Origin of the sequence: Kribbella sp. C-35 (assembly GCF_046549195.1) — a bacterium.
Classification (GTDB): domain Bacteria; phylum Actinomycetota; class Actinomycetes; order Propionibacteriales; family Kribbellaceae; genus Kribbella.
Window position 1 is genome coordinate 1,136,732 of sequence record NZ_JAJPWG010000003.1, and the last position, 24,917, is coordinate 1,161,648.

Sequence of the window (24,917 nt, forward strand, 5' to 3'; positions counted from 1 at the left end):
GTCAGGTCGGCGGTGGAATCTTATGCGAAAGAGGGCGCACGCTCACACTCGGCGGAAGATCAGCGCCCGCTTCACTTCCTGGATGGCCTTGGTGACCTCGATACCGCGCGGGCAGGCATCGGTGCAGTTGAAGGTGGTCCGGCAGCGCCAGACGCCTTCCTTGTCGTTCAGGATCTCCAGCCGCTGCTCGGTGCCCTCGTCGCGGCTGTCGAAGATGAACCGGTGCGCGCCGACGATCGCCTGTGGGCCGAAGTACTGCCCGTCGGACCAGAACACCGGGCAGGACGTCGTACACGCTGCGCACAGGATGCACTTCGTGGTGTCGTCGAACCGGTCCCGGTCGGCCTGCGACTGGATCCGCTCCCGGGTCGGCTCGTGGCCGCTGGTGACCAGGAACGGCATCACCGAGCGGTACGCGTCGAAGAACGGCTCCATGTCGACGACCAGGTCCTTGAGCACCGGCAGGCCCTTGATGGGCTCGACGGTGATCTCCTTGTCCGGGCTCAGGTCCTTGATCAGGGTCTTGCAGGCCAGCCGGTTGCGGCCGTTGATCCGCATCGCGTCCGAGCCGCAGACACCGTGCGCGCAGGACCGCCGGAACGTCAGGGTGCCGTCCTGCTCCCACTTGATCTTGTGCAGCGCGTCCAGGACCCGGTCGGTCGGCTGCAGCGTGACGGCGTACGTCTTCCACTCGGCCTCGTCGACGACCTCGGGGTTGTACCGGAGGATCTTGACCTTGACGTCCATCAGTACTTGCGCTCCATCGGCTTGTAGCGGGTCTGCACGACCGGCTTGTAGTCGAGCCGGATCGTCTCGTTGCCGTCGGCATCGACCTCGCGGTACGCCATCGTGTGCCGCATGAAGTTGACGTCGTCGCGGGTGGCGTAGTCCTCGCGGAAGTGCCCGCCGCGGGACTCCTTGCGCTCCAGCGCCGACACCACCAGCACCTCGGCCAGGTCGAGCAGGAACCCGAGCTCGACGGCCTCCAGCAGGTCGGTGTTGAACCGCTTGCCCTTGTCCTGTACGCCGACGCTCTTGAACCGCTCCTTCAACGCCGCGATGTCGACCAGCGCCTGCTTGAGCGAGCCCTCGGTGCGGTACACCTGCGCGTTCAGGTCCATGGTGGCCTGCAGGTCGGACCGGATCGCGGCGATGCGCTCGTCACCCGTCGAGTTGCGCAGGCCCTCGACCAGCTCGACGACGTACGCCTCCGGATCGGCCGGCAGCTCCTCGAAGGTGGCCGTCGCGGCGTACTCCGCGGCGGCGATCCCGGCGCGGCGGCCGAACACGTTGATGTCGAGCAGCGAGTTGGTGCCCAGCCGGTTCGCACCGTGCACCGAGACGCAGGCGACCTCACCGGCGGCGTACAGGCCCGGGATCACGTCGTCGTTGTTGGCCAGCGCCTCGCCCTTGATGTTGGTCGGGATGCCGCCCATCGCGTAGTGCGCGGTCGGGAAGACCGGGATCTGCTCGGTGTACGGCTCCACACCCAGGTAGGTCCGGGCGAACTCGGTGATGTCCGGCAGCTTCGCGTCGATGTGCGCCGGCTCCAGGTGGGTCAGGTCGAGCATCACGTACGCGCCGTCCGGACCGCAGCCGCGTCCCTCACGGACCTCGTTCGCCATCGCGCGGGCGACCATGTCCCGCGGCGCCAGGTCCTTCACGGTCGGCGCGTAGCGCTCCATGAAGCGCTCGTTGTCCTTGTTCCGCAGGATGCCGCCCTCACCACGGGCCGCCTCCGACAGCAGTACGCCGAGACCCGCGAGGCCGGTCGGGTGGAACTGGAAGAACTCCATGTCCTCGAGCGGTAGGCCCTTGCGCCACACAATGCCCATCCCGTCGCCGGTCAGGGTGTGCGCGTTGGACGTCGTACGGAAGACCTTGCCGAAACCGCCGGACGCGAAGATCACCGACTTGGCGGAGAAGACGTGCAGCTCGCCGGTGGCCAGCTCGTACGCGACCACGCCGCTCGCCTTGCCGTCGGTCATCAGCAGGTCGAGAACGTAGTACTCGTTGAAGAACTCGACGTTCTGCTTGATGCACTGCTGGTACAGCGTCTGCAGGATCATGTGACCGGTACGGTCGGCCGCGAAGCAGGACCGCCGTACGACGGCCTCACCGTGGTTGCGGGTGTGTCCGCCGAAGAACCGCTGGTCGATCTTGCCCTCGGCGGTCCGGTTGAACGGCAGGCCCATCTTCTCCAGGTCGAGAACCGCGTCGACGGCCTCGCGGCACATCACCTCGGCCGCGTCCTGGTCGACCAGGAAGTCGCCGCCCTTGACCGTGTCGAAGGTGTGCCACTCCCAGTTGTCCTCCTCGACGTTCGCCAGCGCGGCGCACATACCGCCCTGGGCGGCGCCGGTGTGCGAACGGGTCGGGTAGAGCTTGGTGAGTACGGCGGTACGGGTCCGCTTGCTCGACTCCAGAGCGGCCCGCATTCCTGCGCCGCCCGCGCCGACGATGATGACGTCGTACTGATGCTGCTGCATAACTTCCTTACTTGCAGACCGTCAACGTGCTGTTGGGGTCGAGGCAGGGGTCGAACGTGAAGATCACCAGGGTGCCCAGTACGACGATCACGATCGAGGCCGTGATCAGCAAGGCCTTGAGCCAGAACCGGGTCTGGTCCTTCTCGGCGTAGTCGTTGATGATCGTGCGCAGCCCGTTGGTGCCGTGCAGCATCGCCAGCCACAGCATCAGCAGGTCCCAGACCTGCCACAGCGGGTTGGCCCACTTGCCGGCCACGAAGCCGAAGTCCAGCGCGGTGATCCCGCCGCCGAGCATCAGGTTCACGAACAGGTGCCCGAGCACCAGGATGACGAGGGCGAGCCCGGACAGCCGCATGAAGAGCCAGCTGTACAGCTCGAAGTTGGTCTGCCCGGAACGGTTCCGGCCGCCACCCTTCAGCTTGCGGGCGCGGGAGCTGGACCGGGGCGCGGCAATGTCGCTCATCTCAGCCTCCGAACACGTGGGTCAGATGCCGGATGACGAATGGCACGAACAGGACGACCCAGATCACGCCGACGCCGATCATCAGCTGCCGCTGGTAGCGCGGGCCCTTGGCCCAGAAGTCCACCAGGATCAGCCGCACGCCGTTGAACGCGTGGAACAGGATCGCCGCCACCAGACCGACCTCGAGCAGGCCGACGATCGGGTTCTTGTAGGTGCCGATGACCTCGTTGTAGGCCTCCGGCGAGACCCGGACCAGTGCGGTGTCCAGCACGTGCACCAGCAGGAAGAAGAAGATCCCGACACCGGTGATCCGGTGCGCGACCCATGACCACATGCCCTCCCGGCCGCGATAGAGCGTGCCGGCTGGTTTGCTGGGCACCAGATCCTCCTCGAACGAGTTCACCAGAATCGTCTTGATGCTAGACCCGCTGCGTGAGGTGAAATGTCCTGACAGATGTGACATCGATCGCGATCCGTGTGAGATCGGTCGCGTCGGTGCCCGACGGAGGGGAGAACGACCATGAGTTTCTGGATCTGTGCGACCTGTGCGGTGGAGCACGCGGAGCAGGTCGAGGTGTGTGCGATCTGCGCCGACGAGCGGCAGTGGGTGCCCGCTGACGGGCAGCACTGGACCACGCTCGAGGAGCTGGCCGCGGCGGGCACCGAGGTCACGGTCGACGAGGTCGAGCCGGGCCTGTACGGCGTCCGCTCGAAGCCGCCGGTGGGGATCGGGCAGCAGTCGATGCTGCTGACAACGTCCGAGGGCAACCTGCTCTGGGACCCGATCGGGTACCTGGACGGCGACGCCGTACGCCGGATCCGCGAGCTGGGCGATGTGGTGGGGATCATCGCCAGCCACCCGCACATGTACGGCGTCCAGGTCGAGTGGAGCCACCGCCTCGGCGACGTACCGGTGTATGTCTCGGAGCTCGACAAGGAGTGGGTCGCGCGCCCCGACGCGGTGATCCAGACCTGGTCCGGGCAGCTCACACCGCTACCCGGAGTGACCGTCATCCAGCCCGGCGGCCACTTCCCCGGCAGCGCGGTCGTGCACTGGGCGAACGGTGCCGAGGGCAAGGGAGTGATCCTGTCCGGCGACACCATCTTCGCGAACCCCGACCGCGTCTCGGTCAGCTTCATGCGCAGCTACCCCAACCGCATCCCGCTGTCCGGCGCCGTCGTCGACCGAGTAGCCCGCTCCCTCGACCCCTTCGACTACGACCGCCTCTACAACAACTTCGGCTCCGTCATCCCGGTAGACGCCAAAGCCGTAGTACGCCGCTCCGCCGACCGCCACGCCGCCTGGGTCCGCGGCGACTACGACCACCTCACCTGATGTCTGCAGCTCGACAGTACGTATACGTCTGCTAGGCCGGTGGCTCACGCTCAGCCAGGCGCCTCCCGGCGCCGGGCTGAGCGACACCTCCTGTCGAGCTGCAGATCAGCTCCGGCCGACCGCGAGCCCGTCGATCTGGACGAGCTTGCCGGTCGACGCGCTGACCAACTTGAGGGTGCCGTTGAAGAGCGTGCTCTGGACCGGAAGGCCGAGCAGCACCTGCTTGTGGGTCGTCGGGTAGGCGAGGTTCACCGTCGTCAGGTACCTGTTCCCGGCGTACACCGCGACCGACCCGCAGGTCGGGCACCGCGTCGCCACCAGGAAGAACCGCTTCCCCTGCACGGCGCGAGTGAGCGCCTTCCCGTACGCCGTCGTCTGCGTCGTGGTTCCGTAGTAGAACGTCGACCCGGTCGCCCGCGTCCAGCCGGTCGTTGCCAGCGACATCGACCGGTCGTCCAACGGCCGCGAGAAACACCGTTCCGCACTCCACTGGCCGACGTTCCCGAGCCTGTCCGTCGCCCGCACCGAAACGCAGTACTCGTACCCGGCCGCGACCGCGAGGTTCATGGACGTCGCCGTCGTCTTCGTCCACGGCTGCACGTAGGCGCCGTACGCGCCGGCAGACGTGGCCCGGCGGTACTGCACGTCGTACGACGCGAGTCCGTTGGCATCTGTGGCCGACACGGTCAAGGTCGCCGTCGCGGCCACCGAGGACTGGTACGCCGGCGCCACCATCCGCGCCACCGGTCCCTCCGCGTCGACGGTGATGTCCCGGTACGCGACAGCACCCGACCCGCTGACGATGACCTGGTACTTCCCGGACCGTAGTTCGGTCCCCGTGAAGGGCGACGTGCACGCCTTGGCCGGCACGAACGATCCCTTGACCTCGCAAGAGAACCTGGTGCCTGCCGGGAAGGCGGAACTGTCGAACGGAATGGAGATGTTCGGCCCCATCACCACCGGGGTCGGCTTGATCGTCACCCCAGGCCGCTGCCAGGCGACGTCGGCTCGATGGTTCGTCGCCCTGGCCAGCTCGTTGTACACATACAGGCGGTCGCTGATGCCGATCTGGTAGAGACGGCCGCTGGCGGTCAGCGCCAGGATCCAGGTGCCGGACGGATCCCAGGTGATCGCCCGCACTTCCGAGTCGAGCGACGGACTGACTCGCTCCGTCGTCCCGGCCAGTCGCACCGTCGAACCGTCGCCGAAGGCGATGGCCTGGCCGTTGGCCGAAGCGCGAACCGGCCGTCCGTCCGCCACCTCGGTCTCGCCTGCCAGCGTGGCGGTCCGGCTGCCGCCGGCCGTTGCCTCGATCGTCGCGAGCCGGCTCGGCGTGAGGCGGTGGTCCGACACCACCAAGGTGCGGGCGTCCGGCATCCAGCTCGGGCTGGACACCTGGCAGGCGACCTTCAGCGGCGTACCACCGGTGGCCGCGATCACATACACGCATGGGGTGGCGTTCTCGGGCGCCTGGAACGCGATACGGGTGCCGTCAGGCGACCAGGACAGGTGGGTGATCGGGGCCGTGGAGCTCCACAGCTTCACCGGTACGCCGACCTCGCCCGGGACAACCGTCTGCGTCCACAGGGCACGCTCCGTGGTGCCGCTCACGTAGGCGAGCGACCGCCCGTCCGGAGAGGTGGTGACGGCTTCCTTCGGCTTGACCGAGTTCGGGTCCGCCGGGAACGGCACGACGTTGCCGAACTCGTCCGCGGCAGCAAAGTCCCGGCTGTCCGGCTCGCCCTGCGTGACCACGACCTGCTCGGTCGCCCGCGGGACGAGCTTGTGGGCGCCGACCGGGCCCTCACCGACCTCGTTGACGACCGAGACGCCGTACTCGATGCCAGGCTTTGTGCTGGGCTCGGTGACCGCGAAGTCAACCGTCGACGTCTTCACCGGGAACCACTCGACGGTCTCCGCCCCGTTCAGGTAGCGGTGCAGGTTGTAGCCACGAACGGCCGTGCCTCCTGCTGTCGGCCGCGACTGCCAGCTCACCGTGTGGCCGTTGTACGTCGGCCGCACAGTAACCTCCTGGGCCTCGGGCACGTCGACGCCGTACCCGGTCAAGGCGACCGTGTGACGTTCCAAGGCGGTGGAGTCCCAGATGGTCAGGGTGTCCGAGTCCGGGCCGGTCGACTGGGGCAAGTACCGAACGCTCACGGTGCAGGTCGCCGCGGGCGGCAACGTCTGCGAGCAGTCGTGCGGAGCGTCCGGGTTCATCCGAAAGGCGATGCCTATGTGGGTCAGGTCGACCCCGGAGATCCGGACAGGATCGGTACCGGTGTTTTTCACGATGAACGAGGCGTCCGCGCCCACGCCGTACTTGACGTTGCCGTAGTCGTACTGCTCCGGTGTGACCGACAGCGCCTGGTACCCGAAGGTGCTGTGGTAGCGCAGGTCGATCGCCCGGACGACGGCGCTGCCGTCGCAGTCGTACAGGCGCAGGCCGGCGGCGAGGGTGTCGAGCTCGAGCGTGGCGGTGTAGGCGACAGCGCTGACGGACAGGGTTCCGCTCGCGGTGCAGCTGTGGTCGCCTTGGGTGAACTCGAGCTCCGACGGCGTGAGCGAGTAGTTGCCAGGGCCGGTGATGAATGCCGGAAGCCGCACCTTCATCGTGCCCGCGGACAGCGTGCGAGATCCGTCGGCCGGCGCGGATGCCGTGACCGCGCCGGCGCTCTCGTCGTGCGGCCACGTGGTGCCGGGGTCCACGTCGAGAGCGAGCCGGTCGATATCGCCGACGGCTGGTGTCGTGGTGTTGCGGGTGGTCGTGACCGGGGCGCTCGTGGCGGTCTCGGCGTCGGTGGTCGCGACGACCCGGTACGAGGCCGTGGTGCCGGGGGCGATGAGGTCGTCGACCCAGCTGACGCTCTCGGCGCTCAGCGGGCCGCTGACGTTGCCCCAGTCGGCATTGCCCTCCTTGCGCTCGACGCGGTAGTTGGACGCGTCGACGGGGTTCCAGGTGACGCCGAGGCCGGTGCGGGTCGGGAAGAGCTGCGCGGTCGGTGTGCTGAGGGCGGATTCCTCGCCGGAGGCGGCGTGGGCGATGAAGGGGATTGTGATGGCTGCTAGGGCGGTGGCCAGGGCAGCGCGGAACAGGGCGGGTTTGAGGGCGCGGCGCATCGAATCTCCAGGGCAGGGGACTCCGGCGCACCCCGAGCGACACCGGCGAAAGGGAAAGAACTACAGCCTTACCGGACCTGACCGCAACTCTCTTGCTACTTCGTGCAATCCAGATCAGCAGGCTGTTGCGGTGCGCTCACGCAGCGATGCGCATCTGGGCCAGGCGGGTGTGGAGGGCGAGCATGTGGTTGATGCAGGTTTGCCAGTTGTAGAGCTCGGCGCGTCGGCGGGCGGCTTGGCGGCGGTTGGGGTGGGCGGCCAGGGCGAGGGTGGCGTCGGCGAGGGCTGCGGGGTTCGCGGGGGCCCAGCGGGCGCAGGTTTCGTCGACCAGTTCGCGGGCGCCGCCGGTGTTCGCGGTGACGACGGGAGTGCCGGCGGCGAGGGCTTCGAGGACGGCCAGGCCGAAGGTTTCGCCGGGGCAGACGGACAGGGCGATGTCGGCCTCGGCGAGGTGTTTGGCGAGGGTACGGCGGCCGTCGACGTACCCGTGGAAGGTGACGGGTGCGTCCCCCGCGATCTCGATCAGCTCGTCGAGGTGCGGGCCGGTGCCGTAGACGTCCATCCGCACGTTCACGCCGCGGCGGTGCAGTTCGGCGGCGGTGGCGACCGCGAGGTGCGGGCTCTTCTCGCGGGACAGGCGGCCGGCGTGCACCAGTTTGAGTACGCCGTCATCGGCCGGTGCGCCCAGCGACGGGTGGAACGTGTCGAGGTCGACGCCGAGCGGGATCCGGACGAGTGGCGTCGTCACTTCGTCGAACTCGGCCGCCGCGTAGCGCGAGGTCACTACTACAGCGTCGTACGTGCGGCCGAGGATCTTGTACAGCGCCGCGACGGTGGCGACCATGCCGAGCTGGCTGTATTTCACCCCGTCGGCGCCCCACCACACCGGGCGCAGGGTGCTGTCGCCGGCCCAGCGGCTGGGGCGTTGGGTGGCCTCGCCGAGCATCCGGCCGGGGCGCAGTACGTCGTTGCCGCCGAGCTGACCCGGGCGGGCCGCGCCGAGCGCCAGCATCGCGTCCAGCCGCTCGTGGCTGAACAACACAGTGCCGATGTCGTTCTTGCGCGCCCAGCGTGCCACCGGGAGCAGCGTCGACTTGTCGGAGATCTCGACCGTGGTCGGCCGGAACCGTTTCAGTACGTCGATCACGGTCCACGGCGTCGTGATCAGCCGGTAGCCGCCGCTCACCTTCGGCGCCTTGACCCGGACGATCGTGCCCAGCTCGGTCTCGACGACGGAGTCCTTCTCGCCCGGCGTGATCACGATCCGCTCGGCGCCGGCCGCGACGTACCCCTGGCCGATGTGCTCGATCGCGGTCCGCATCCCACCGGACGTCGGCCCGACGAAGTTGGCCAGCTGAGCTATGCGGAGTCCACTCATGCGACCCGCCGTACGGCCGCGGCTTCCTGGAGTACTTCGGCGTAGTGGCGGTCGACGAGGTCGTTGACGACGGCCGGCCAGGTGCGCGACTGCACGCGCTGCAGCCCGCTCGCGGCCATCCGCCCGCGGGCCGTCGGGTGGTCCAGCAGGGTCTTCACGGCGTCCCGCAGCGACCCGGGCTTGCCGGGTTCGAACAGCAGGCCGTTCTCGCCCGGGTGGATCAGGTCGAGCGGTCCGCCCGCGGCCGGGCCGACGGTCGCGACGCCGGACGCCTGCGCCTCCTGGATCGTCTGGCAGAACGTCTCGTGCTCACCGGTGTGCACGAACACGTCCAGCCCGGCGAAGATCGACGCCAGGTCGGCGCCCCGGCGCATCCCGAGGAAGGTTGCCGTCGGCAACGCGTGCTCCAGCGCGGCGCGGTCCGGGCCGTCGCCGACGATCACGATCCGGCAGTCCAGGTCGGTCAGCTCCGCGAGCCGCCGTACCTTCTTCTCGGCCGCCAGTCGCCCGACGTACCCGACGATCGGCCGCCCGTCCGGGGACATCTGCCGGCGCCAGTCCTCGTCGCGGTGCTTGGGATCGAACAGGTCCAGGTTCACGCCGCGGCCCCACAGGTGCACCCGCGGTACGCCGCGCTGCACCAGTGCGTCGACGGCCGAGGACGAGGGGGCGAGGGTGCGGTCGGCGCGGGAATGCGTCCGGGTTACCCAGCGCCAGATCCCGCGGTCCGCGGCGGCGTACCAGGGGTACTGGCGGGCGAAGCCGGCGATGTCGGTCTGGAAGATCGCGACCGTCGGTACGCCGAGCTTGCGGGCCGCACGCAGTCCGTACGCGCCGATGATGAACGGCGAGGCGAGATGCACCAGGTCGGGCCGGAACTCGGCCATTGCACGCTCGATCGACGGATCCGGCAGGCCGACCGGGTACTCCTTGTAGCCCGGCGTACGGAAACTCCGGGCCCGGAGGACCGGGACGTCTCCGTAGCTGTCGGGACCCGGACCGGGGGCGATGATCAGCAACTCGTGCCCGCGGGCACGCAGCCGGTCGGCGACGTGGCGAGCCGTGTTCGCCACGCCATTGATCTGCGGCAGGAAGGTCTCGGCCACCATCACGATTCGCACACTTCGAAGGTTCCTCACCGACCATGAACCCTGGGCGACACTCTCGTGACACGGCGTCGATGCCCTGTCGACAGGTGCGAGGCCTTGAAGTGTCCTTCAGGTTGCCACCGGGCTGTGCTTGGTTAGTCGCATGCGAACTCTGGGGATCGTCGTCGCGGTGGTCGAGTTGCCGACTGCGTTGCCCGCTGTGTCCGTACGGCGGTCCGCTCTCGGCGGAGGTATCGACTTCGAGAGCGGCCGGTTCAACGAGGCGTTCCGGGTCGAGAGTGCGGACCTGAAGTTCGCGCACGACGTGGTGAATCCGCGGGTGATGGAGCTGCTGCTGGACGACCCGGCGGCGCCGCCGTTCCGGATCGAGGGTCCGACGTTGGTCGTCTGGCGGGACGGGAAGGTGACCGATGCCAAGGTCCTCCGCGAACTGGACGAGTTCGCGGGGCGCCTCCTGGAACTGATCCCCTCGTTCGCGCTCGAAGCGGGATCGCCTGGTGACGGGCCGATCTCGACGATGCCGCCCGAACTGCTCGGTGAGCCGCCGGCCGGGGCGATCGCGTTCTTGCAGAAACTCGAGCACCGCGGGCACCAGATCGAGCGGTACGAGCACGTCTCGGAGCTGTGGCAGCAGAAGAACTGTGCGTGATGACGCACGGCCGCCTCGCCGACCAGGAACTGGCCGACACGCTGACCGATCTGGTGTGCGACGTGCGTGAGCGGTTGCCCGCGGAAACGCTCACTTTCCGCTGGTAGGAACCGGCCGCCCTGGTCACGTGGACCAGGGCGGCCGATCTGCTACGGCGTACTGAACAGGTGAATCATCGACCGGCGGACCAGGTCGGTGCGCATCGCCTGCGTGGTGAGGCCTTCAGCGCCGAATCCGACGTACACGGTGTCGCTGGTCGTGACGCCCGCTCCTTCGAGGAAGGCGGTGGTGGTGCGGATCCAGTCGTTCGGGTTCGCCGCCGAGCCAGGAGGCGGACCGGCCACGGTCCAACCGCCGAAGTCGGTCTCGAACGACGTCGTCACGGTCGAGCCGGCCGTGACCGTGGTGTCGTCGACGAAGGCGCCGAGACCCTGGGTTCCCCAGTCACTGACGTAGCTGATCGAGAGTTCGACCTGCTTCCCGGCATACGGCGTCAGGTCGACGTTCCAGTCCTGCCAGCCTGCGCTGGAACCGGTTGCCGCATACCAGCCTCCGGTGGTGCCGCCCGGTGAACAGTCCGCGCCCTGGTAGTGCAGGAGCTGCGGATGCAGAGTCGCCCAACCGGCCGGACAGCTCTGGCCGGTGTCCTGTGACGTGTGGCCGTTCGTGTCCGGCAATGTCGTCCAGTCGTCCTGGCCGACGGTGTGGGCCTCGACGAAGACGTAGTCCCAGTCGGCTTCGGTGTCGTAGGAGATCTTGAACCCCAGCGAACCGCTCGTCACGCCGTTCAGGTCGACCGTGCGGGTCAGCCGTTTGTAGCTGATGTCGCCTCGCTGGCTGTACACGTACTGCGAACCCGTGAACGGCTCGAACGGCGCAGCGCCGGGCCGATCCCACTTCAGCGGCGCCGAGCTGGCGAACTGCGGGAACTGTGCCGTGGGCAACACACTCGACGTCAGAACGAACGCCGCCGTGTGGTCCTGGTTGTTCGCCGAGTCGCCGCCGTTGAGAGTCGCGGCGTACCCGTCGAAGGCGCCGGACACTCCGCGGATCGGGAACGGGTCCCCGTTGACGTCGCTACCGCTGTTGTCGACATAGCTGTAGGCACCGAGCCAGTACTGCTCGAAGTCGTTCAGCAGTGGGAGGCACGGGTACAGCGTGGGCGTGGTGCATTCAGTCTGCTGCTCCTCGAACGGGTTGTACCAGTACGCGCCGTCCTGGCTGCTCGCGTAGCTGGCGTACTTCCCTGTGTGGAGAAGCTTTCCGCCCTCGTTGAGGTAGTCGCGGACCGACAGTTCGACGTCCAGGGCGAGTTCGGCCGCCGTACCGCCGACCTGGCCGACCTCTCGCGTGATGATGTCGTCTCCGGTCTCCCAGACGACGGCCTTGTAGTGCGAGAGGACGCCGAGGTGGTGCGGCGCGGTCCGGTTGTTCGCGTCCACGTCGTACACGTCCGAAGAGATCCCGTTCGCGGCGAGGGCCGCGGCGTACTCGTCGGCGTACTTGGCGGTGGAGACGCCCTGCACCGGGCTGAGGCCGGTGGTGTCCTCGGCGGCCAGGATCAGGACGTTCCCGCCGATGTCGGTGGACACCTTGTAGGTGAAGTGATCGCTGGCGACCGTGCCCTTGCCCGGTTTGTAGCCGCTGAACCAGACCTCGACCGAGTCGCCGGGCTTGGTACGCCGTACTGTGCCGCGGAACTCGGCGTAGTAGTGGTCGTCGGAGTTGCCGTAGCGCTCGCCGCCGTTCCACTCCGACACCGAGTCGCTGACGGTGCGGCCACCGTTGACCTTGTAGTTGATCTGCAGGCTCTTCAAGGCCCGCTTGGCCGTCACCGCGACCGGCTGGGTGGTGCCGTACGAGACCGCGAACGGGTCGGCAACCAGGTCGGCGGCCGTCGTACCGACCACGGAGACCGGGTCGTCGGGATCGTGCGAGGACTCCGCGACCGACAGCGCGAACGGGATGTTCTTGGCGAACTCGGCCTGGATCAGGCCCTCGTCGTCGGGGAACGTGAAGACGCTGACGCAGTCCTCGGGCTTCCATTGGTCGTTGGGATCCGCGGCTGACACGGTCTGGCAGGTCGACATCTCCGGCGTGAACGCGAGCGTGCCGTACCTGTTCGTCGCGTGTCCGTCGGTCTCGCCGTTGGTGGTGTAGAGCTCGGCGGAGATGTCCGGGTCGTAGCCGGGGACGGCCGGGTTCGCGTCGTCGCCGGCCATCGCCTCGGAGATGAGGTCGTCCGGCGAAGGGGTGCTCACCTGCCAGCCGACGCCGTACAGGATGAGCTCTGCCGCCGAGTGGTAGTTGATCAGCTCGGTGAAGCGGATGCGGTTGAACAGCCCGTCGAGGGCCTTGGTCTCCGGCTCGGAGTTCGGGCCGGTGCCGCGGTAGGTGTCACTGATCGGATCCGGGGACGAGCCCTCGTTGTCGTAACCCCACTTGGTCGCGAGGTTGCGGTTCAGGTCGACGCCGTCGCCGGGGGCGATGGTCCCGTCGCCGTTGTTGTCGTGCAGGTTCTTCCGCCACAGCCGGTCCCCGGTGAACGTGTAGTCGTAACCGTCGGGGTTGGCCACCGGCAGGAACCACAGCTCGGTGGTGTTGACCAGCTTGGTGATCTCGGCGTTGCTGCCGTAGTTGTCGAGGACGTGGTGCAGCAGCCGGCGGACCATCTCGGGGGTGATCCACTCGCGCGCGTGCTGGGCGCCCATGTACAGCACCGAGGGACGCGTGCCGTCCTTGAGCTGACGGGCGCTCTTGGTCACCTTGACGGCGAGTATCGGCTTGCCCTGCACCGTCGTACCGATCTGGACCAACTTGGCCAGCGCCGGATTGGCGGCCGCTGTCGTGCTCAGCTCCTCAGCGATGCCACCGGGCCCGCTGTACGGACGGAACACCGTCGGGCCGACCAAGGCGAGTCGGGCGGCCTCGTCGGAGGCGTCCCGGCCCTTCACCTTCTTGACCTTGAGGTCCACGCCGTCGGAGCGGAGCTTGTCGGCCTGCCGGTCGGTGATGACGACCTCGACCTTGGCCTTGCCGTCGGCCGTCCGGCCGGTGGTCAGGCCCTCGCGATCCACGCCGATATCCGCCAGCTTCTGCAGCTGCTGCGGATCCAGTTCGCCGACGTAGACCTCCAGGCCGTCACCCCCTGGCCCTGGTGCTGCGGTCGCTGCCGGTCCTGCGGCCAGTGCACCCGCTACGACGGCCATTACTGCGATGAGAACAGCGGATCTACGCATGTCGCCCCTCCCCGGTCGACGGTGCATACTCTGTCGCAGCCTCCTGTGACCCAGGTCACAAGTCAACAGCCCATGGTTCGCGATCACCTGGCGTGCTCGATCTCACCCAGTCTGTGCATACCAGTGGGACTGTGGTTCGGCCTACCGTTGGAGGATGAGTCATCGGAGCGAGTCGGGGTTCGAGTTCGCGCCGGTGTACGGGCCGCTGGACGGGTTCGACGCCGACGCGAAGCTGGGGGAGCCGGGGCAGTTCCCGTACACCCGGGGCGTCTACCCGACGATGTACACCCAGCGGCCATGGACGATGCGGCAGTACGCCGGGTTCGGTACGGCGGCCGAGTCGAACCAGCGGTACCACCAGCTGATCGACCACGGGACCATGGGCCTGTCGGTCGCGTTCGACCTGCCGACCCAGATGGGGTACGACTCCGACGCGCCGATCGCCCACGGCGAGGTCGGCAAGGTCGGGGTGGCGATCGACTCGATCGACGACATGCGGGTGCTGTTCGACAAGATCCCGCTGGACCAGGTGTCCACCTCGATGACGATTAACGCGCCCGGGTCGGTGCTGCTCCTGCTCTACCAGTTGGTGGCCGAGGAGCAGGGGGTCTCCGGTGACAAGCTCACCGGCACGATCCAGAACGACGTACTGAAGGAGTACATCGCCCGCGGCACCTACATCTACCCGCCGAAGGAGTCGCTGCGGCTGATCAGCGACATCTTCGCGTACTGCCAGTCCGAGCTGCCGCGCTGGAACACGATCTCGATCTCGGGCTACCACATGGCCGAGGCCGGGGCGACGCCCGCGCAGGAGATCGCTTTTACGTTGGCGAACGGGATCGAGTACGTCCGGGCCGCGGTCGCATCCGGGCTGGATGTCGACGAGTTCGCGCCGCGATTGTCGTTCTTCTTCGTCGCCCGTACGACGTTGCTCGAGGAGGTCGCGAAGTTCCGCGCGGCGCGGCGGATCTGGGCGCGGGTGATGCGGGACTCCTTCGGCGCTCGCAACCCGAAGTCGTTGATGTTGCGCTTCCATACGCAGACCGCCGGCGTGCAGTTGACCGCGCAGCAGCCTGAAGTGAACCTGGTGCGGGTCGCCATCCAGGGCCTGGCCGCCGTACTCGGCGGAACCCAGTCCCTGCACACCAACTCGTACGACGAAGCGATCGCGCTCCCGACCGAGAAGGCCGCTCGCCTCGCGCTGCGCACGCAGCAGGTCCTCGCCTACGAGACCGACATCACCGCGACGGTCGACCCCTTCGCCGGCTCGTACGTCGTCGAGTCGCTCACCGACGAGGTCGAGGAGGCTGCGGTCTCGTTGATGGAGCAGGTGGAGGAGTACGGCGGCGCCGTCGCCGCGATCGAGAAGGGCTACCAGAAGCAGGAGATCGAGCGCTCGGCGTACCAGATCGCCCAGGAGATCGACGCCGTCGACCGCGTCGTCGTCGGCATGAACAAGTTCAAGATCACTGACGAGGAGCCGTACGAACCCCTCCGAGTGGACCCCACCATCGAGGCCCAGCAGATAGCCCGCCTCGCCACCCTCCGCGCCACCCGCGACCAGACCGCGGTCGACGAGGCCCTGGCCGCCCTCAAAAAAGCCGCCGAAGGCAACGACAACTGCCTCCACCCCATGAAAGACGCCCTAAAAGCCCGAGCCACGGTCGGCGAAGTCTGCAACACCCTCAGAGACGTCTGGGGCATCTACATCCCCGCCGACACCTTCTGATCGTCGACCGGTCTGGACCGCTCGCTCGTTACTGTGTCCTCGACAACCGTCGAGGAGGCTGCACCGATGAGACAGTCCGTTGCCATGGGCATCAGTGCACTGGGGATGGTGCTGCTGACCGCGGCCTGCGGTGGTGAGAGCGGCGCCGGTCCTGCACCAGCCGCGACGCCGTCGACCTCCCCGCCAGCCGCGACGGCGACTCCGACCGCCGCGCCGAGCACTCCGGAACAGGCACCTGCGTCCTCGGTCCCATGGGTCACCGGCGGCCCGACTTCACCACCGGCAGGCCCACCGTCGAAGGTGGCCCGGGTGCACAGCCGGAAGATCGCGGCGGTGTCGGCGGAGCAGCGGGCCGTCGCCGATGCCTTCCTGACGTACACGGTGCTGCGACTGAAGGCGTACAACCAGGCCACGGTCGACCTCGCCGCGCTCCAGAAGGTCGCCTCCGGGCAGCCGGTCACAGCGGTCACCGGCCAGGTCGCCCTGTTGCAGCAGAGGAAACACCACACGATCGGCGAGGTGTGGGTGGACATCCCGACCATCACAGTGACGGGATCGACCGCCACGCTCAGATCCTGTGTGGACAACACGACGATCGATGTGGACCGATCGGGGAAGTGGGTCGAGATGCCCACCCCGTACCTAACCGCAACCGCCACACTGGCAAAGGCCGGAGCCACCTGGCGCCTCACCAAGATCAAGTTCGCCGACGCCCGCTGCCGCTGACCCACCGTGGTTGGGTGATGCGTGGTCGCCGCGAATCGGACACCGCTTCGCGGCGGCTGTCTGTCGACAGCTTCTGATCAGACGCCCAGCAGATCCAGAGCCGCCCTACTCAAGTGTCGGACGATCTGCAGCTCGACAGGACGTATCCGTCGATCGGGGCGTGGCGTTTGGTTGCCCCTCGAAACCGCGAGTCGTGAATCGAGGCTGCAGAAGACCGCCAAACCCACGACTCGACGGCACCGGTTGGCGGGGTCCGGTCAGTCGAGGAGGGCGGTGGTGGTTAGGAGGGTGGTGCCTACGGTGATGGCTTCTTCGGAGGGGTCGAAGCCGGGGGTGTGGAGGTCGGCGGCGGTTGCTTGGGTGGGTGGGCGGACGCCTAGGCGGGCCATGGCGCCGGGGACGTGTTCGAGGTACCAGGCGAAGTCTTCGCCGCCGAGGCTCTGGTCGGTGGGGGCGATGGCGCTGGAGCCCAGGGTTTGGTGGACGGCGTTCTGCAGGACGTTGATCGCGAGATGGTCGTTCACCACGGGCGGTACGCCGCGGGTGACCTCGGTGTCGACCTCGACGCCGTACGGCGTGACGATCTGGGCGGCGAGTGACGGGATGAGTTCTTCGGCGAGTCGCCACGCGTTGGCGTCCAGGCAGCGCAGGGTGCCCTCGGCCTCGCCGCGGGACGGGATGGCGTTGGCGGCGGAGCCGGACGTGATGCGGCCCCAGACCAGGGACATGCCGGCGCGCGGGTCCACGCGGCGGGAGAGAGCAGCGGGGAGCTCCGTGACCAGGATCGCCAGCGCGTAGACCAGATCGGCGGTCAGGTGCGGCCGGGAGGTGTGGCCGCCGGGTCCGGTGAGCCGGACGAGCAGCCGGTCAGCGGCGGCGGTCAGCGCGCCGACGCGCAGGCCGACCTCGCCGACCTGCAGTCGCGGATCACAGTGCACACCATAAATACGCCGTACGCCGTCCAGACCGCCCGCTGCGATCACCCCGAGCGCACCGCCGGGCATGACCTCCTCGGCCGGCTGGAAGATCACCCGGACTCGCCGGTCCAGCTGCCCGTCGCGCGCCATCCCGGCCAGCACCAGCGCCGCACCGAGCAATGCCGACGTGTGTACGTCGTGACCGCACGCATGAGCCACCCCGTCGAGGGTCGACCGCCACGGCGCCTGCACGCCGTCCGGCACCGGTAGGGCGTCGATGTCGGCGCGCAGCGCGACGCACGTGTCGCCGGACCCGATGTCGCAGATCAGCCCGGTCCCGGTCGGCAACACCCGCGGCGACAGCCCGGCCTCGACCAGCCGCTTCTCGAGCAGCTCCGTCGTCCGCACCTCGTGCCACCCGAGTTCCGGGTGCGCATGCAGATCGCGCCGTACGTCGACCATGTCCTCACGGACCGCCTCGACCCGCGCCAGCACGTCTGCGACCAGTAACTGATGACTCATCCGGAGATTGTGACATCAGCCGTACGCCGCGACATGCCAAGCCCCGGCCGCGCCGCTCACCGGCCGTGACCGCCACGCTCGGTGAGGGCGACCACGGAGCGTGCACGCTGTGACCTGGGAAGCGCGGGCGGTGACCACGCCGGAGAAGTTGTCGAAATGTGACGCGGATGCCGGTCACTTTCCGGTATCGAGGCCTGCTTGACGTTCAAAGAAACACTGACCGCGCCCTATAGTCTGCGGATGCGGCACGTGGGGGAAGGCGTGCGGCGCGTAAACGTATCTGGTCGACGAAGGAGACTTCCGGTGAAGAAGTACGTGCGGGGAACGGCGATCGTGGGCGTGCTGACGCTCGCCGTCGCCGCGTGTGGCAGCAAGCCGACCGAGGACAACGCAGGCGGCAGCGCCAACAAGGACTTCAAGGCCTGCATGGTCTCCGACTCCGGGGGCTTCGACGACAAGTCGTTCAACCAGACGTCGTACAAGGGTCTGCAGGACGCGGTGAAGGAAAAGGGCCTGACCGAGGTCAAGGCGGAGTCGAAGTCGGACAACGACTACCCGACCAACATGACCGCGATGGTGAACGCCAAGTGCAACGTGATCGTTGCCGTCGGCTTCAAGCTCGAGGACGCCACCGAGAAGGCGGCCAAGGCGAACACCGGCATCAAGTTCGCGATCGTCGACTCGGCTCCGGACACCGCCAAGGTCGGCGAGATCCCGAACCTGAAGCCGCTGCTGTTCAATACCGCGCAGTCCAGCTTCCAGGCCGGCTACCTGGCCGCGGCGATGTCGAAGTCCGGCAAGGTCGGCACTTTCGGCGGTCTGAAGATCCCGACCGTGACCATCTTCATGGACGGCTTCGCCGAGGGCGTGCGGTACTACAACACGCAGAAGAGCAAGAACGTCCAGGTGCTCGGCTGGGACGACGCCAAGCAGGCGGGTCTGTTCACCGGTGACTTCGAGGACAAGGCCAAGGGCCAGAACAACGCGCAGAACCTGATCACCCAGGGTGCCGACGTGATCTTCCCGGTGGCCGGCCCGGCCGGTCTGGGCGGTCTGCAGGCGGCCAAGGCCAGCAACGGCAAGGTGAACGCGATCTGGGTCGACACCGACGGCTGCGTGAGCGCCGCGGAGTACTGCTCCGTGCTGCTCAGCAGCGTGGAGAAGGGTATGGACGTGGCCGTGAAGGACGCGATCGTCTCTGCCGTCGACAACAAGTTCGACAACACCCAGTTCACCGGCACGCTGGAGAACGGCGGTACGTCGCTGGCGCCGTTCCACGAGTTCGACAGCAAGATCCCGGCGGACGTGAAGTCCGAGCTGGACCAGATCAAGACCGACATCATCGGCGGCAAGATCACCGTGCAGTCGAAGGTTCAGCCGAAGGCATCCTGAACCATCGCTTAGTCGCGTAGTACGGTGCGAGCCAGGAAGGCAGACCTACAGGTCGTCGCCCTCCTGGCTCGCGGTATGACGAGCCTGGCTCGCCGTCTGAAGGGGAGGCTGCCCGCATGCACCTCGAGCTGTCAGGCCTGACCAAGAGCTTCGGCTCGCTGGTCGCCAACGACCACATCGACCTGGTCATCGAGCCGGGTGAGATCCACTGCCTGCTCGGTGAGAACGGGGCCGGCAAGAGCACCTTGATGAACATGCTCTACGGGCTCCTGCAGCCCGACTCGGGCGAGATCGTGATCGACGGCGAGAAGGTGCAGATCACCTCGCCGAGCGACGCGATCAAGCACGGTATCGGCATGGTCCACCAGCACTTCATGCTGGTCCCGGTGTTCACGGTCGCCGAGAACATCATGCTCGGCCGGGAGAACACCCGGGCCGGCGGCGTACTGGACCGGAAGAAGGCGCACGCGCTGGTCACCGAGCTGTCCGACCGGTACGGGTTCGAGGTCGACCCCGAGGCGCTGGTGGAGGACATCCCGGTCGGGGTCCAGCAGCGGGTGGAGATCATCAAGGCGCTCACCAACGACGCCCGGGTGCTGATCCTGGACGAGCCGACCGCGGTGCTCACGCCGGCCGAGATCGACGAGCTGATCGGCGTCATGCGCCAGCTCAAGGAGAACGGCACCTCGATCGTCTTCATCACCCACAAGCTCAAAGAGGTCAAGGCGATCGCGGACAAGATCACCGTGATCCGCCGCGGCAAGGTGGTCGGGCAGGCCGAGCCGTCCGCGTCCGAGGAGGAGCTCGCCGAGCTGATGGTCGGCCGCGCGGTCGACCTGGTCGTGGACAAGGAGCCGGCCGAGCCGCAGGACGCCGTACTGCGGGTCCAGGGGCTGACCGTGATCGACGAGCGCGGGTTCACCGCCGTCGACGACGTCGACCTCGAGGTGCGCGCGGGCGAGATCCTCGCCGTGGCCGGTGTCCAGGGCAACGGTCAGACCGAGCTCGCCGAGGCGCTGCTCGGGCTGACGCCGATCGCGGCCGGGACCATCTCGCTGGCCGGCCAGGACCTGACCGGGAAGTCGACCCGGCATCGCCTCGACGCCGGGATCGGGTACGTCCCGGAGGACCGCGCGCACGACGGCTTCGTCGGCTCGTTCTCGGTCGCCGAGAACCTGGTCCTGGACTTGTTCCGGAAGGCGCCGTTCGGCAACGGGCCGGTGCTGCGTACCGACGAGATCGACAAGAACGCGACCGCCCGGGTCGAGGAGTTCGACATCCGTACCCAGGGCATCGACCAGTCGGTGTCGTCGCTGTCCGGCGGCAACCAGCAGAAGGTCGTGCTGGCCCGGGAGCTGTCCCGCCCGCTGAAGCTGCTGGTCGCCTCGCAGCCGACCCGTGGGGTGGACGTCGGCTCGATCGAGTTCCTGCACACCCGGATCGTGAAGGAGCGCGACAACGGTACGGCGGTTCTGATCGTGTCCACCGAGCTGGACGAGATCGCCGCGCTGGCGGACCGGGTCGCGGTGATGTACCGCGGGAAGGTCGTCGGCGTCGTACCGGCGGACACCCCGCGCGACGAACTGGGCCTGATGATGGCCGGCGCCTCGAAGTCGGAGGCGCACGAAGTGGCGATCGAGAACCCGACGACCTTGGGAACCATCTGATGAGCACTGAGACAGAGGCCGCTCCGGCGCCCGTGCCGCCGGCCAAGGAGCCGCAGCGCTGGTCCTCGGGCCTGCCGTCGTGGGCGGTCCAGGGCCTGGTCTCGCTGAGCGCGATCGTGCTGGCCCTGCTGGTCGGGGCGATCCTGATCATCGTCGGCGACGACCAGGTGCAGCGGGCGGTCGGGTACTTCGGCGCCGCGCCGATGGACACCTTCTCCGCCGCCTTGAGCGCGGTCGGCGAGGCGTACAAGTCGCTCGCGGTCGGCGCGCTGGGCGGCTGGACGCCGATCAGCGAGTCGTTGACCCAGGCAACACCGCTGATCTGCGGCGGCCTCGCGGTCTCGCTGGCGTTCCGCACCGGGCTGTTCAACATCGGCGCCCAGGGGCAGCTGATCGCCGGCGCGATCCTCGCGTCGTACGTCGGCTTCGCGTGGAACCTGCCGCCCGTGCTGCACCTGATCGTGGCGATCGTCGCCGGTCTGGTCGGCGGCGCGCTCTGGGGAGGCGTGGTCGGCCTGCTGAAGGCCCGTACCGGCGCGCATGAAGTGATCGTGACGATCATGCTGAACTACGTTGCGATCTACCTGCTCGCCTGGCTGCTGACCACCAAGACGTTCCAGCGGCCGGGGCGGACCGACCCGATCTCCCCGATCGTCGACGGCGACGCGCAGTACCCGAAGTTCGGCGACACCCGGTTGCACGTCGGCTTCCTGGTGGCGCTGGTGGCCGCGGTCTTCGTCTGGTGGCTGCTGAACCGCTCGACGATCGGCTTCGAGCTCCGCGCGGTCGGCGCGAACGCGGACGCCTCCCGGACGGCCGGTATGTCGGTCGGCCGCGCGTACGTGATCGCGATGGTCGTAGCCGGCGCGCTCGCCGGTCTGGCCGGGACCCAGCAGGTGCTCGGCACCGACCTGCCGCTGACCGACGGGGTCGCGGCCTCGGTCGGATTCGACGCGATCACGGTCGCGCTGCTCGGCCGCGGTACCCCGCTCGGCACCGTGCTGGCCGGTCTGCTCTTCGGCGCGCTGAACGCGGGCGGTCTGCAGATGCAGCTGATCACGCAGACGCCGCTGACCCTGACCACTGTCCTGCAGGCCGTGATCGTGCTGTTCGTCGCGGCCCCGGCGCTGGTGCGCTCGATCTTCCGCTTCTTGCCGAAGGAACGCGGAGCGGGCGCGGTTCTCGCGAAAGGCTGGAACGGATGACCGAGACAACGCCGGACGCCGTACCGGCCGCACCTGCGAAACCGCAGGTCATCGAGGGCCCGGCCGACCGCACCCGCCGGCTGCGGGTCGGTGGCGTGATGCTGGTGTTCGCCCTGATCGGCCTCGGCCTGGCGATCTTCACCAAGGGCGGCACAGCGACGTTCCAGCTGGTGTCCGGCGACCTGCAGGACAACCTGCTCGGACTGCCCGCGCAACCGGTCGCCCTGATCCTGGCGGTTCTCGGCGTCGGCGCCGCGGTCGCGTACGTCCTGCGCCAGGTCCCGCAGCGGTACGCCGGCTGGCTGGCCGCCGTACTGGGCGTCGCCTTCATCGGCGCGTTCCTGTGCTGGGCGTCCGCGGGCAAGACGTTCCCGCTCGCCAACCAGTTCCAGGGCACGCTGAACTTCGCGACGCCGCTGATCCTCGGCGCCCTCGCCGGTGTGCTGTGTGAGCGGGCCGGTGTCATCAACATCGCGATCGAGGGCCAGTTCCTGGTCGGCGCGTTCACCGCGGCCCTGGTGTCGAGTACGACGAACAGTGCGACCGCCGCGCTGATCGCGGCGGCTGCGAGCGGCGTGGTGATGGCCGCGCTGCTGGCGGTGTTCTCGATCAAGTACCTGGTCAACCAGGTCGTCCTCGGTGTCGTCCTGGTGGTGTTCGCGACCGGCATCACCGGCTTCCTCTTCGACCAGTTCATGCAGCCGGAAGCGGAGAAGCTGAACACGCCGAACGTGTTGTCGGCGGTGAAGATCCCGGGCCTGGCCGACATCCCGTTCATCGGTCCGATCCTGTTCAACCAGACGATCCTGGTCTACCTGACCTACATCGCGGTCGCCGTCGTCACGTTCGTGCTGTTCCAGACCCGCTGGGGCCTGCGGGTCCGCGCGGTCGGCGAACACCCGAAGGCGGCCGACACGGTAGGCATCAAGGTCAAGCGGGTCCGGTACTCCGCCGTCCTCACGGCCGGCATCCTGGCCGGCCTCGGCGGCGCGTTCTTCACCGTCGGGTACGCCGGTTCGTTCAGCAAGGAGATGACCGCGGGCAACGGGTTCATCGCGCTGGCCGCGCTGATCATGGGCCGCTGGCACCCGATCGGCGCGACGGTCGCGGCGCTGTTCTTCGGTTTCGCGACCCAGCTGCAGTCCCAGCTCCAGATCATCCAGACGCCGATCCCGGGCGAGCTGCTGCTGATGGCGCCGTACCTGGCCACCATCATCGCGGTCGCCGGTCTGGTCGGCCGCGTCCGAGCACCGAAGGCGGACGGTGAGCCCTACGTCACCGAGTGAGGTCGACTGGCCGGCGTTGCGCGCGGTTGCCGTCGACATGATGCACCGCGCGTACGCGCCGTACTCGCACTTCCCGGTGGGCGCCGCGGCGTACGCCGACGACGGGCGGATCGTTGCCGGGTGCAACGTGGAGAACGCGTCGTACGGCTTGACGTTGTGCGCCGAGTGCGGGCTGGTGTCGGACCTGTACCGGACCGGGGGCGGACGGCTGGTCGCGTTCACCTGCGTGGATCAGCACGAGCACCTGCTGACGCCGTGCGGACGGTGCCGGCAGCTATTGCACGAGAACGGCGGCCCGGGGCTGCTGATCGAGACTGCGACCGGGGTCCGGCCGCTGCGCGAACTGCTGCCGGACGCGTTCGGGCCCGAGTTTCTGGAGGAATGATGAGTTTCGACGCGGTGGATGTCATCCGGGCCAAGCGCGACAAGGGCGAGCTGAGCGACGGGCAGATCGACTGGGTGATCGACGCCTACACCAAGGGCGACGTCGCCGACGAGCAGATGTCCGCGCTGGCGATGGCGATCCTGCTGAACGGGATGAACCGGCGTGAGATCGCCCGCTGGACGGCGGCGATGATCGCGTCCGGCGAGCGGATGGACTTCGGCAAGCTGTCCCGGCCGACCGCGGACAAGCACTCGACCGGCGGCGTCGGCGACAAGATCACGTTGCCGTTGGCCCCGTTGGTGGCGGCCTGCGGGGTCGCCGTACCGCAGCTGTCCGGCCGCGGGCTCGGGCACACCGGCGGCACACTGGACAAGCTGGAGTCGATCCCGGGCTGGCGGGCGTCGCTGTCGAACGACGAGCTGATGCAGCAGCTCGAGGACGTCGGTGCGGTGATCTGCGCGGCCGGTGACGGTCTGGCGCCGGCGGACAAGAAGCTGTATGCGCTGCGTGACGTGACCGGCACGGTCGAGGCGATTCCGCTGATCGCCAGCTCGATCATGAGCAAGAAGATCGCCGAAGGCACCGGCGCGCTGGTGCTGGACGTGAAGGTCGGCTCGGGCGCGTTCATGAAGGACCTTAAGGACGCCCGTGAGCTCGCGGAGACCATGGTTGCCCTGGGCACCGATGCCGGTGTGAAGACCGTTGCCCTGCTCACCGACATGTCCGTCCCGCTCGGGCTGACCGCCGGAAACGCTTTGGAGGTTCGCGAATCGGTCGAGGTACTGGCCGGTGGCGGACCCGCCGACGTGATCGAGCTGACCATTGCCCTGGCCAACGAGATGCTCGCCGCGGCCGGGGTCACCGGCGTCGACCCGGCCGAGAAGCTTCAGGACGGTACGGCGATGGACGCCTGGCGGGCGATGATCTCGGCCCAGGGCGGCGACCCGTCCGCCGAGCTCCCGGTCGCCCCCGAGCAGCACGTCGTACCGGCCCCGTCGTCCGGCGTGCTCTCCAAGCTCGACGCTCTCGCGGTGGGTGTCGCAGCGTGGCGCCTCGGCGCGGGCCGCGCGCGCAAGGAGGACCCGGTGTCGCCGGTCGCCGGCGTCGAACTCCACGCCAAGCCAGGCGACCAGATCCAGGAGGGCCAGCCTCTCCTCACCCTGCACACCGACGACCCGGCCCGCATCGAGCGGGCCCTGGAGTCGCTGGCTGAGGCAGTCGAGGTCTCGGCGTCGTACGAACCTGGCCCGCTGGTGATCGATCGCATCGAGTGACTGAGCTCAGGGTGAGCCGTCGGGTTGATAC

Annotated in this window: 19 protein-coding genes; 10 read left to right on the forward strand and 9 right to left on the reverse strand. The window is 68.2% G+C overall.

Annotation, left to right across the window (positions count from 1 at the left end; all coding sequences use genetic code 11):
- Positions 1 to 42: 42 nt before the first annotated feature.
- From ACLJOO_RS25395 to sdhC, 4 genes are read right to left on the reverse strand one after another with little or no spacing between them, the layout of a single operon-like run.
- Positions 43 to 747 (reverse strand): succinate dehydrogenase iron-sulfur subunit, encoded by a 705-nt coding sequence (locus tag ACLJOO_RS25395; protein WP_131344446.1) that lies wholly within the window; start codon positions 745 to 747, stop codon positions 43 to 45.
- Entirely contained in the window at positions 747 to 2,489 is a 1,743-nt protein-coding gene (gene sdhA / locus ACLJOO_RS25400; protein WP_410789863.1) for a succinate dehydrogenase flavoprotein subunit, read from the reverse strand. Before sdhA ends, ACLJOO_RS25395 begins: the two co-directional genes overlap by 1 nt.
- A 7-nt stretch (positions 2,490 to 2,496) precedes the next feature.
- Positions 2,497 to 2,952, reverse strand: a complete 456-nt coding sequence (locus tag ACLJOO_RS25405; protein ID WP_410789864.1) for a succinate dehydrogenase hydrophobic membrane anchor subunit — start codon at positions 2,950 to 2,952, stop codon at positions 2,497 to 2,499.
- A gap of 1 nt (position 2,953) precedes the next feature.
- Complete coding sequence (sdhC, locus tag ACLJOO_RS25410; RefSeq protein WP_410789962.1) at positions 2,954 to 3,286, reverse strand: succinate dehydrogenase, cytochrome b556 subunit; 333 nt, start codon at positions 3,284 to 3,286, stop codon at positions 2,954 to 2,956.
- Positions 3,287 to 3,472: 186 nt separating this feature from the next.
- On the opposite strand from sdhC, the gene ACLJOO_RS25415 reads away from it, so the two are divergent.
- Positions 3,473 to 4,288: an MBL fold metallo-hydrolase gene (locus tag ACLJOO_RS25415; RefSeq protein WP_410789865.1), complete on the forward strand. Its 816-nt coding sequence runs from the start codon at positions 3,473 to 3,475 to the stop codon at positions 4,286 to 4,288.
- 105 nt (positions 4,289 to 4,393) lie between these two features.
- Here the strand turns inward: ACLJOO_RS25415 and ACLJOO_RS25420 are convergent, their stop codons facing one another.
- The 3 genes from ACLJOO_RS25420 to ACLJOO_RS25430 form a co-directional block, all read right to left on the reverse strand.
- Positions 4,394 to 7,408 (reverse strand): hypothetical protein, encoded by a 3,015-nt coding sequence (locus ACLJOO_RS25420; RefSeq protein ID WP_410789866.1) that lies wholly within the window; start codon positions 7,406 to 7,408, stop codon positions 4,394 to 4,396.
- Between the two features lie 136 nt (positions 7,409 to 7,544).
- On the reverse strand, positions 7,545 to 8,786 hold the full coding sequence (locus ACLJOO_RS25425; RefSeq protein ID WP_410789867.1) for a glycosyltransferase: 1,242 nt from the start codon (positions 8,784 to 8,786) through the stop codon (positions 7,545 to 7,547).
- A complete protein-coding gene (locus ACLJOO_RS25430; protein WP_410789868.1) occupies positions 8,783 to 9,907 on the reverse strand; it encodes a glycosyltransferase family 4 protein in 1,125 nt (374 codons plus the stop codon). Before ACLJOO_RS25430 ends, ACLJOO_RS25425 begins: the two co-directional genes overlap by 4 nt.
- A 130-nt stretch (positions 9,908 to 10,037) precedes the next feature.
- Here ACLJOO_RS25430 and ACLJOO_RS25435 point away from each other — a divergent pair, with 130 nt between their 5' ends.
- Positions 10,038 to 10,544 (forward strand): hypothetical protein, encoded by a 507-nt coding sequence (locus ACLJOO_RS25435; RefSeq protein WP_410789869.1) that lies wholly within the window; start codon positions 10,038 to 10,040, stop codon positions 10,542 to 10,544.
- Between the two features lie 149 nt (positions 10,545 to 10,693).
- On the opposite strand, the gene ACLJOO_RS25440 is transcribed toward ACLJOO_RS25435, so the two are convergent.
- Positions 10,694 to 13,783: a M14 family zinc carboxypeptidase gene (locus ACLJOO_RS25440; RefSeq protein WP_410789870.1), complete on the reverse strand. Its 3,090-nt coding sequence runs from the start codon at positions 13,781 to 13,783 to the stop codon at positions 10,694 to 10,696.
- Positions 13,784 to 13,937: 154 nt separating this feature from the next.
- Here ACLJOO_RS25440 and ACLJOO_RS25445 point away from each other — a divergent pair, with 154 nt between their 5' ends.
- Complete coding sequence (locus ACLJOO_RS25445) at positions 13,938 to 15,512, forward strand: methylmalonyl-CoA mutase (protein ID WP_410789871.1); 1,575 nt, start codon at positions 13,938 to 13,940, stop codon at positions 15,510 to 15,512.
- A gap of 66 nt (positions 15,513 to 15,578) precedes the next feature.
- Entirely contained in the window at positions 15,579 to 16,238 is a 660-nt protein-coding gene (locus tag ACLJOO_RS25450; protein ID WP_410789872.1) for a hypothetical protein, read from the forward strand.
- A 257-nt stretch (positions 16,239 to 16,495) separates the two neighbouring features.
- Here the strand turns inward: ACLJOO_RS25450 and ACLJOO_RS25455 are convergent, their stop codons facing one another.
- Positions 16,496 to 17,677: an amidohydrolase gene (locus tag ACLJOO_RS25455; protein WP_410789873.1), complete on the reverse strand. Its 1,182-nt coding sequence runs from the start codon at positions 17,675 to 17,677 to the stop codon at positions 16,496 to 16,498.
- A 303-nt stretch (positions 17,678 to 17,980) separates the two neighbouring features.
- Between ACLJOO_RS25455 and ACLJOO_RS25460 the strand changes: the two genes are divergently transcribed.
- The 6 genes from ACLJOO_RS25460 to ACLJOO_RS25485 all read left to right on the forward strand — a co-directional run bounded on the left by ACLJOO_RS25460 (position 17,981) and on the right by ACLJOO_RS25485 (position 24,886).
- Positions 17,981 to 19,069, forward strand: a complete 1,089-nt coding sequence (locus tag ACLJOO_RS25460; RefSeq protein ID WP_410789874.1) for a BMP family lipoprotein — start codon at positions 17,981 to 17,983, stop codon at positions 19,067 to 19,069.
- 116 nt (positions 19,070 to 19,185) lie between these two features.
- Positions 19,186 to 20,736, forward strand: coding sequence for an ABC transporter ATP-binding protein (locus ACLJOO_RS25465; RefSeq protein ID WP_410789875.1), 1,551 nt, complete (start codon positions 19,186 to 19,188; stop codon positions 20,734 to 20,736).
- On the forward strand, positions 20,736 to 21,941 hold the full coding sequence (locus tag ACLJOO_RS25470; protein WP_410789876.1) for an ABC transporter permease: 1,206 nt from the start codon (positions 20,736 to 20,738) through the stop codon (positions 21,939 to 21,941). Before ACLJOO_RS25465 ends, ACLJOO_RS25470 begins: the two co-directional genes overlap by 1 nt.
- Complete coding sequence (locus tag ACLJOO_RS25475) at positions 21,938 to 23,227, forward strand: ABC transporter permease (RefSeq protein ID WP_410789877.1); 1,290 nt, start codon at positions 21,938 to 21,940, stop codon at positions 23,225 to 23,227. Before ACLJOO_RS25470 ends, ACLJOO_RS25475 begins: the two co-directional genes overlap by 4 nt.
- The gene (locus ACLJOO_RS25480; protein ID WP_410789878.1) at positions 23,205 to 23,612 is read left to right on the forward strand and encodes a cytidine deaminase; all 408 of its coding nucleotides are present in this window, start codon (positions 23,205 to 23,207) and stop codon (positions 23,610 to 23,612) included. Before ACLJOO_RS25475 ends, ACLJOO_RS25480 begins: the two co-directional genes overlap by 23 nt.
- Entirely contained in the window at positions 23,609 to 24,886 is a 1,278-nt protein-coding gene (locus tag ACLJOO_RS25485; RefSeq protein WP_410789879.1) for a thymidine phosphorylase, read from the forward strand. The genes ACLJOO_RS25480 and ACLJOO_RS25485 overlap by 4 nt, the downstream gene beginning before the upstream one ends.
- The last annotated feature ends 31 nt before the right edge of the window (positions 24,887 to 24,917 follow it).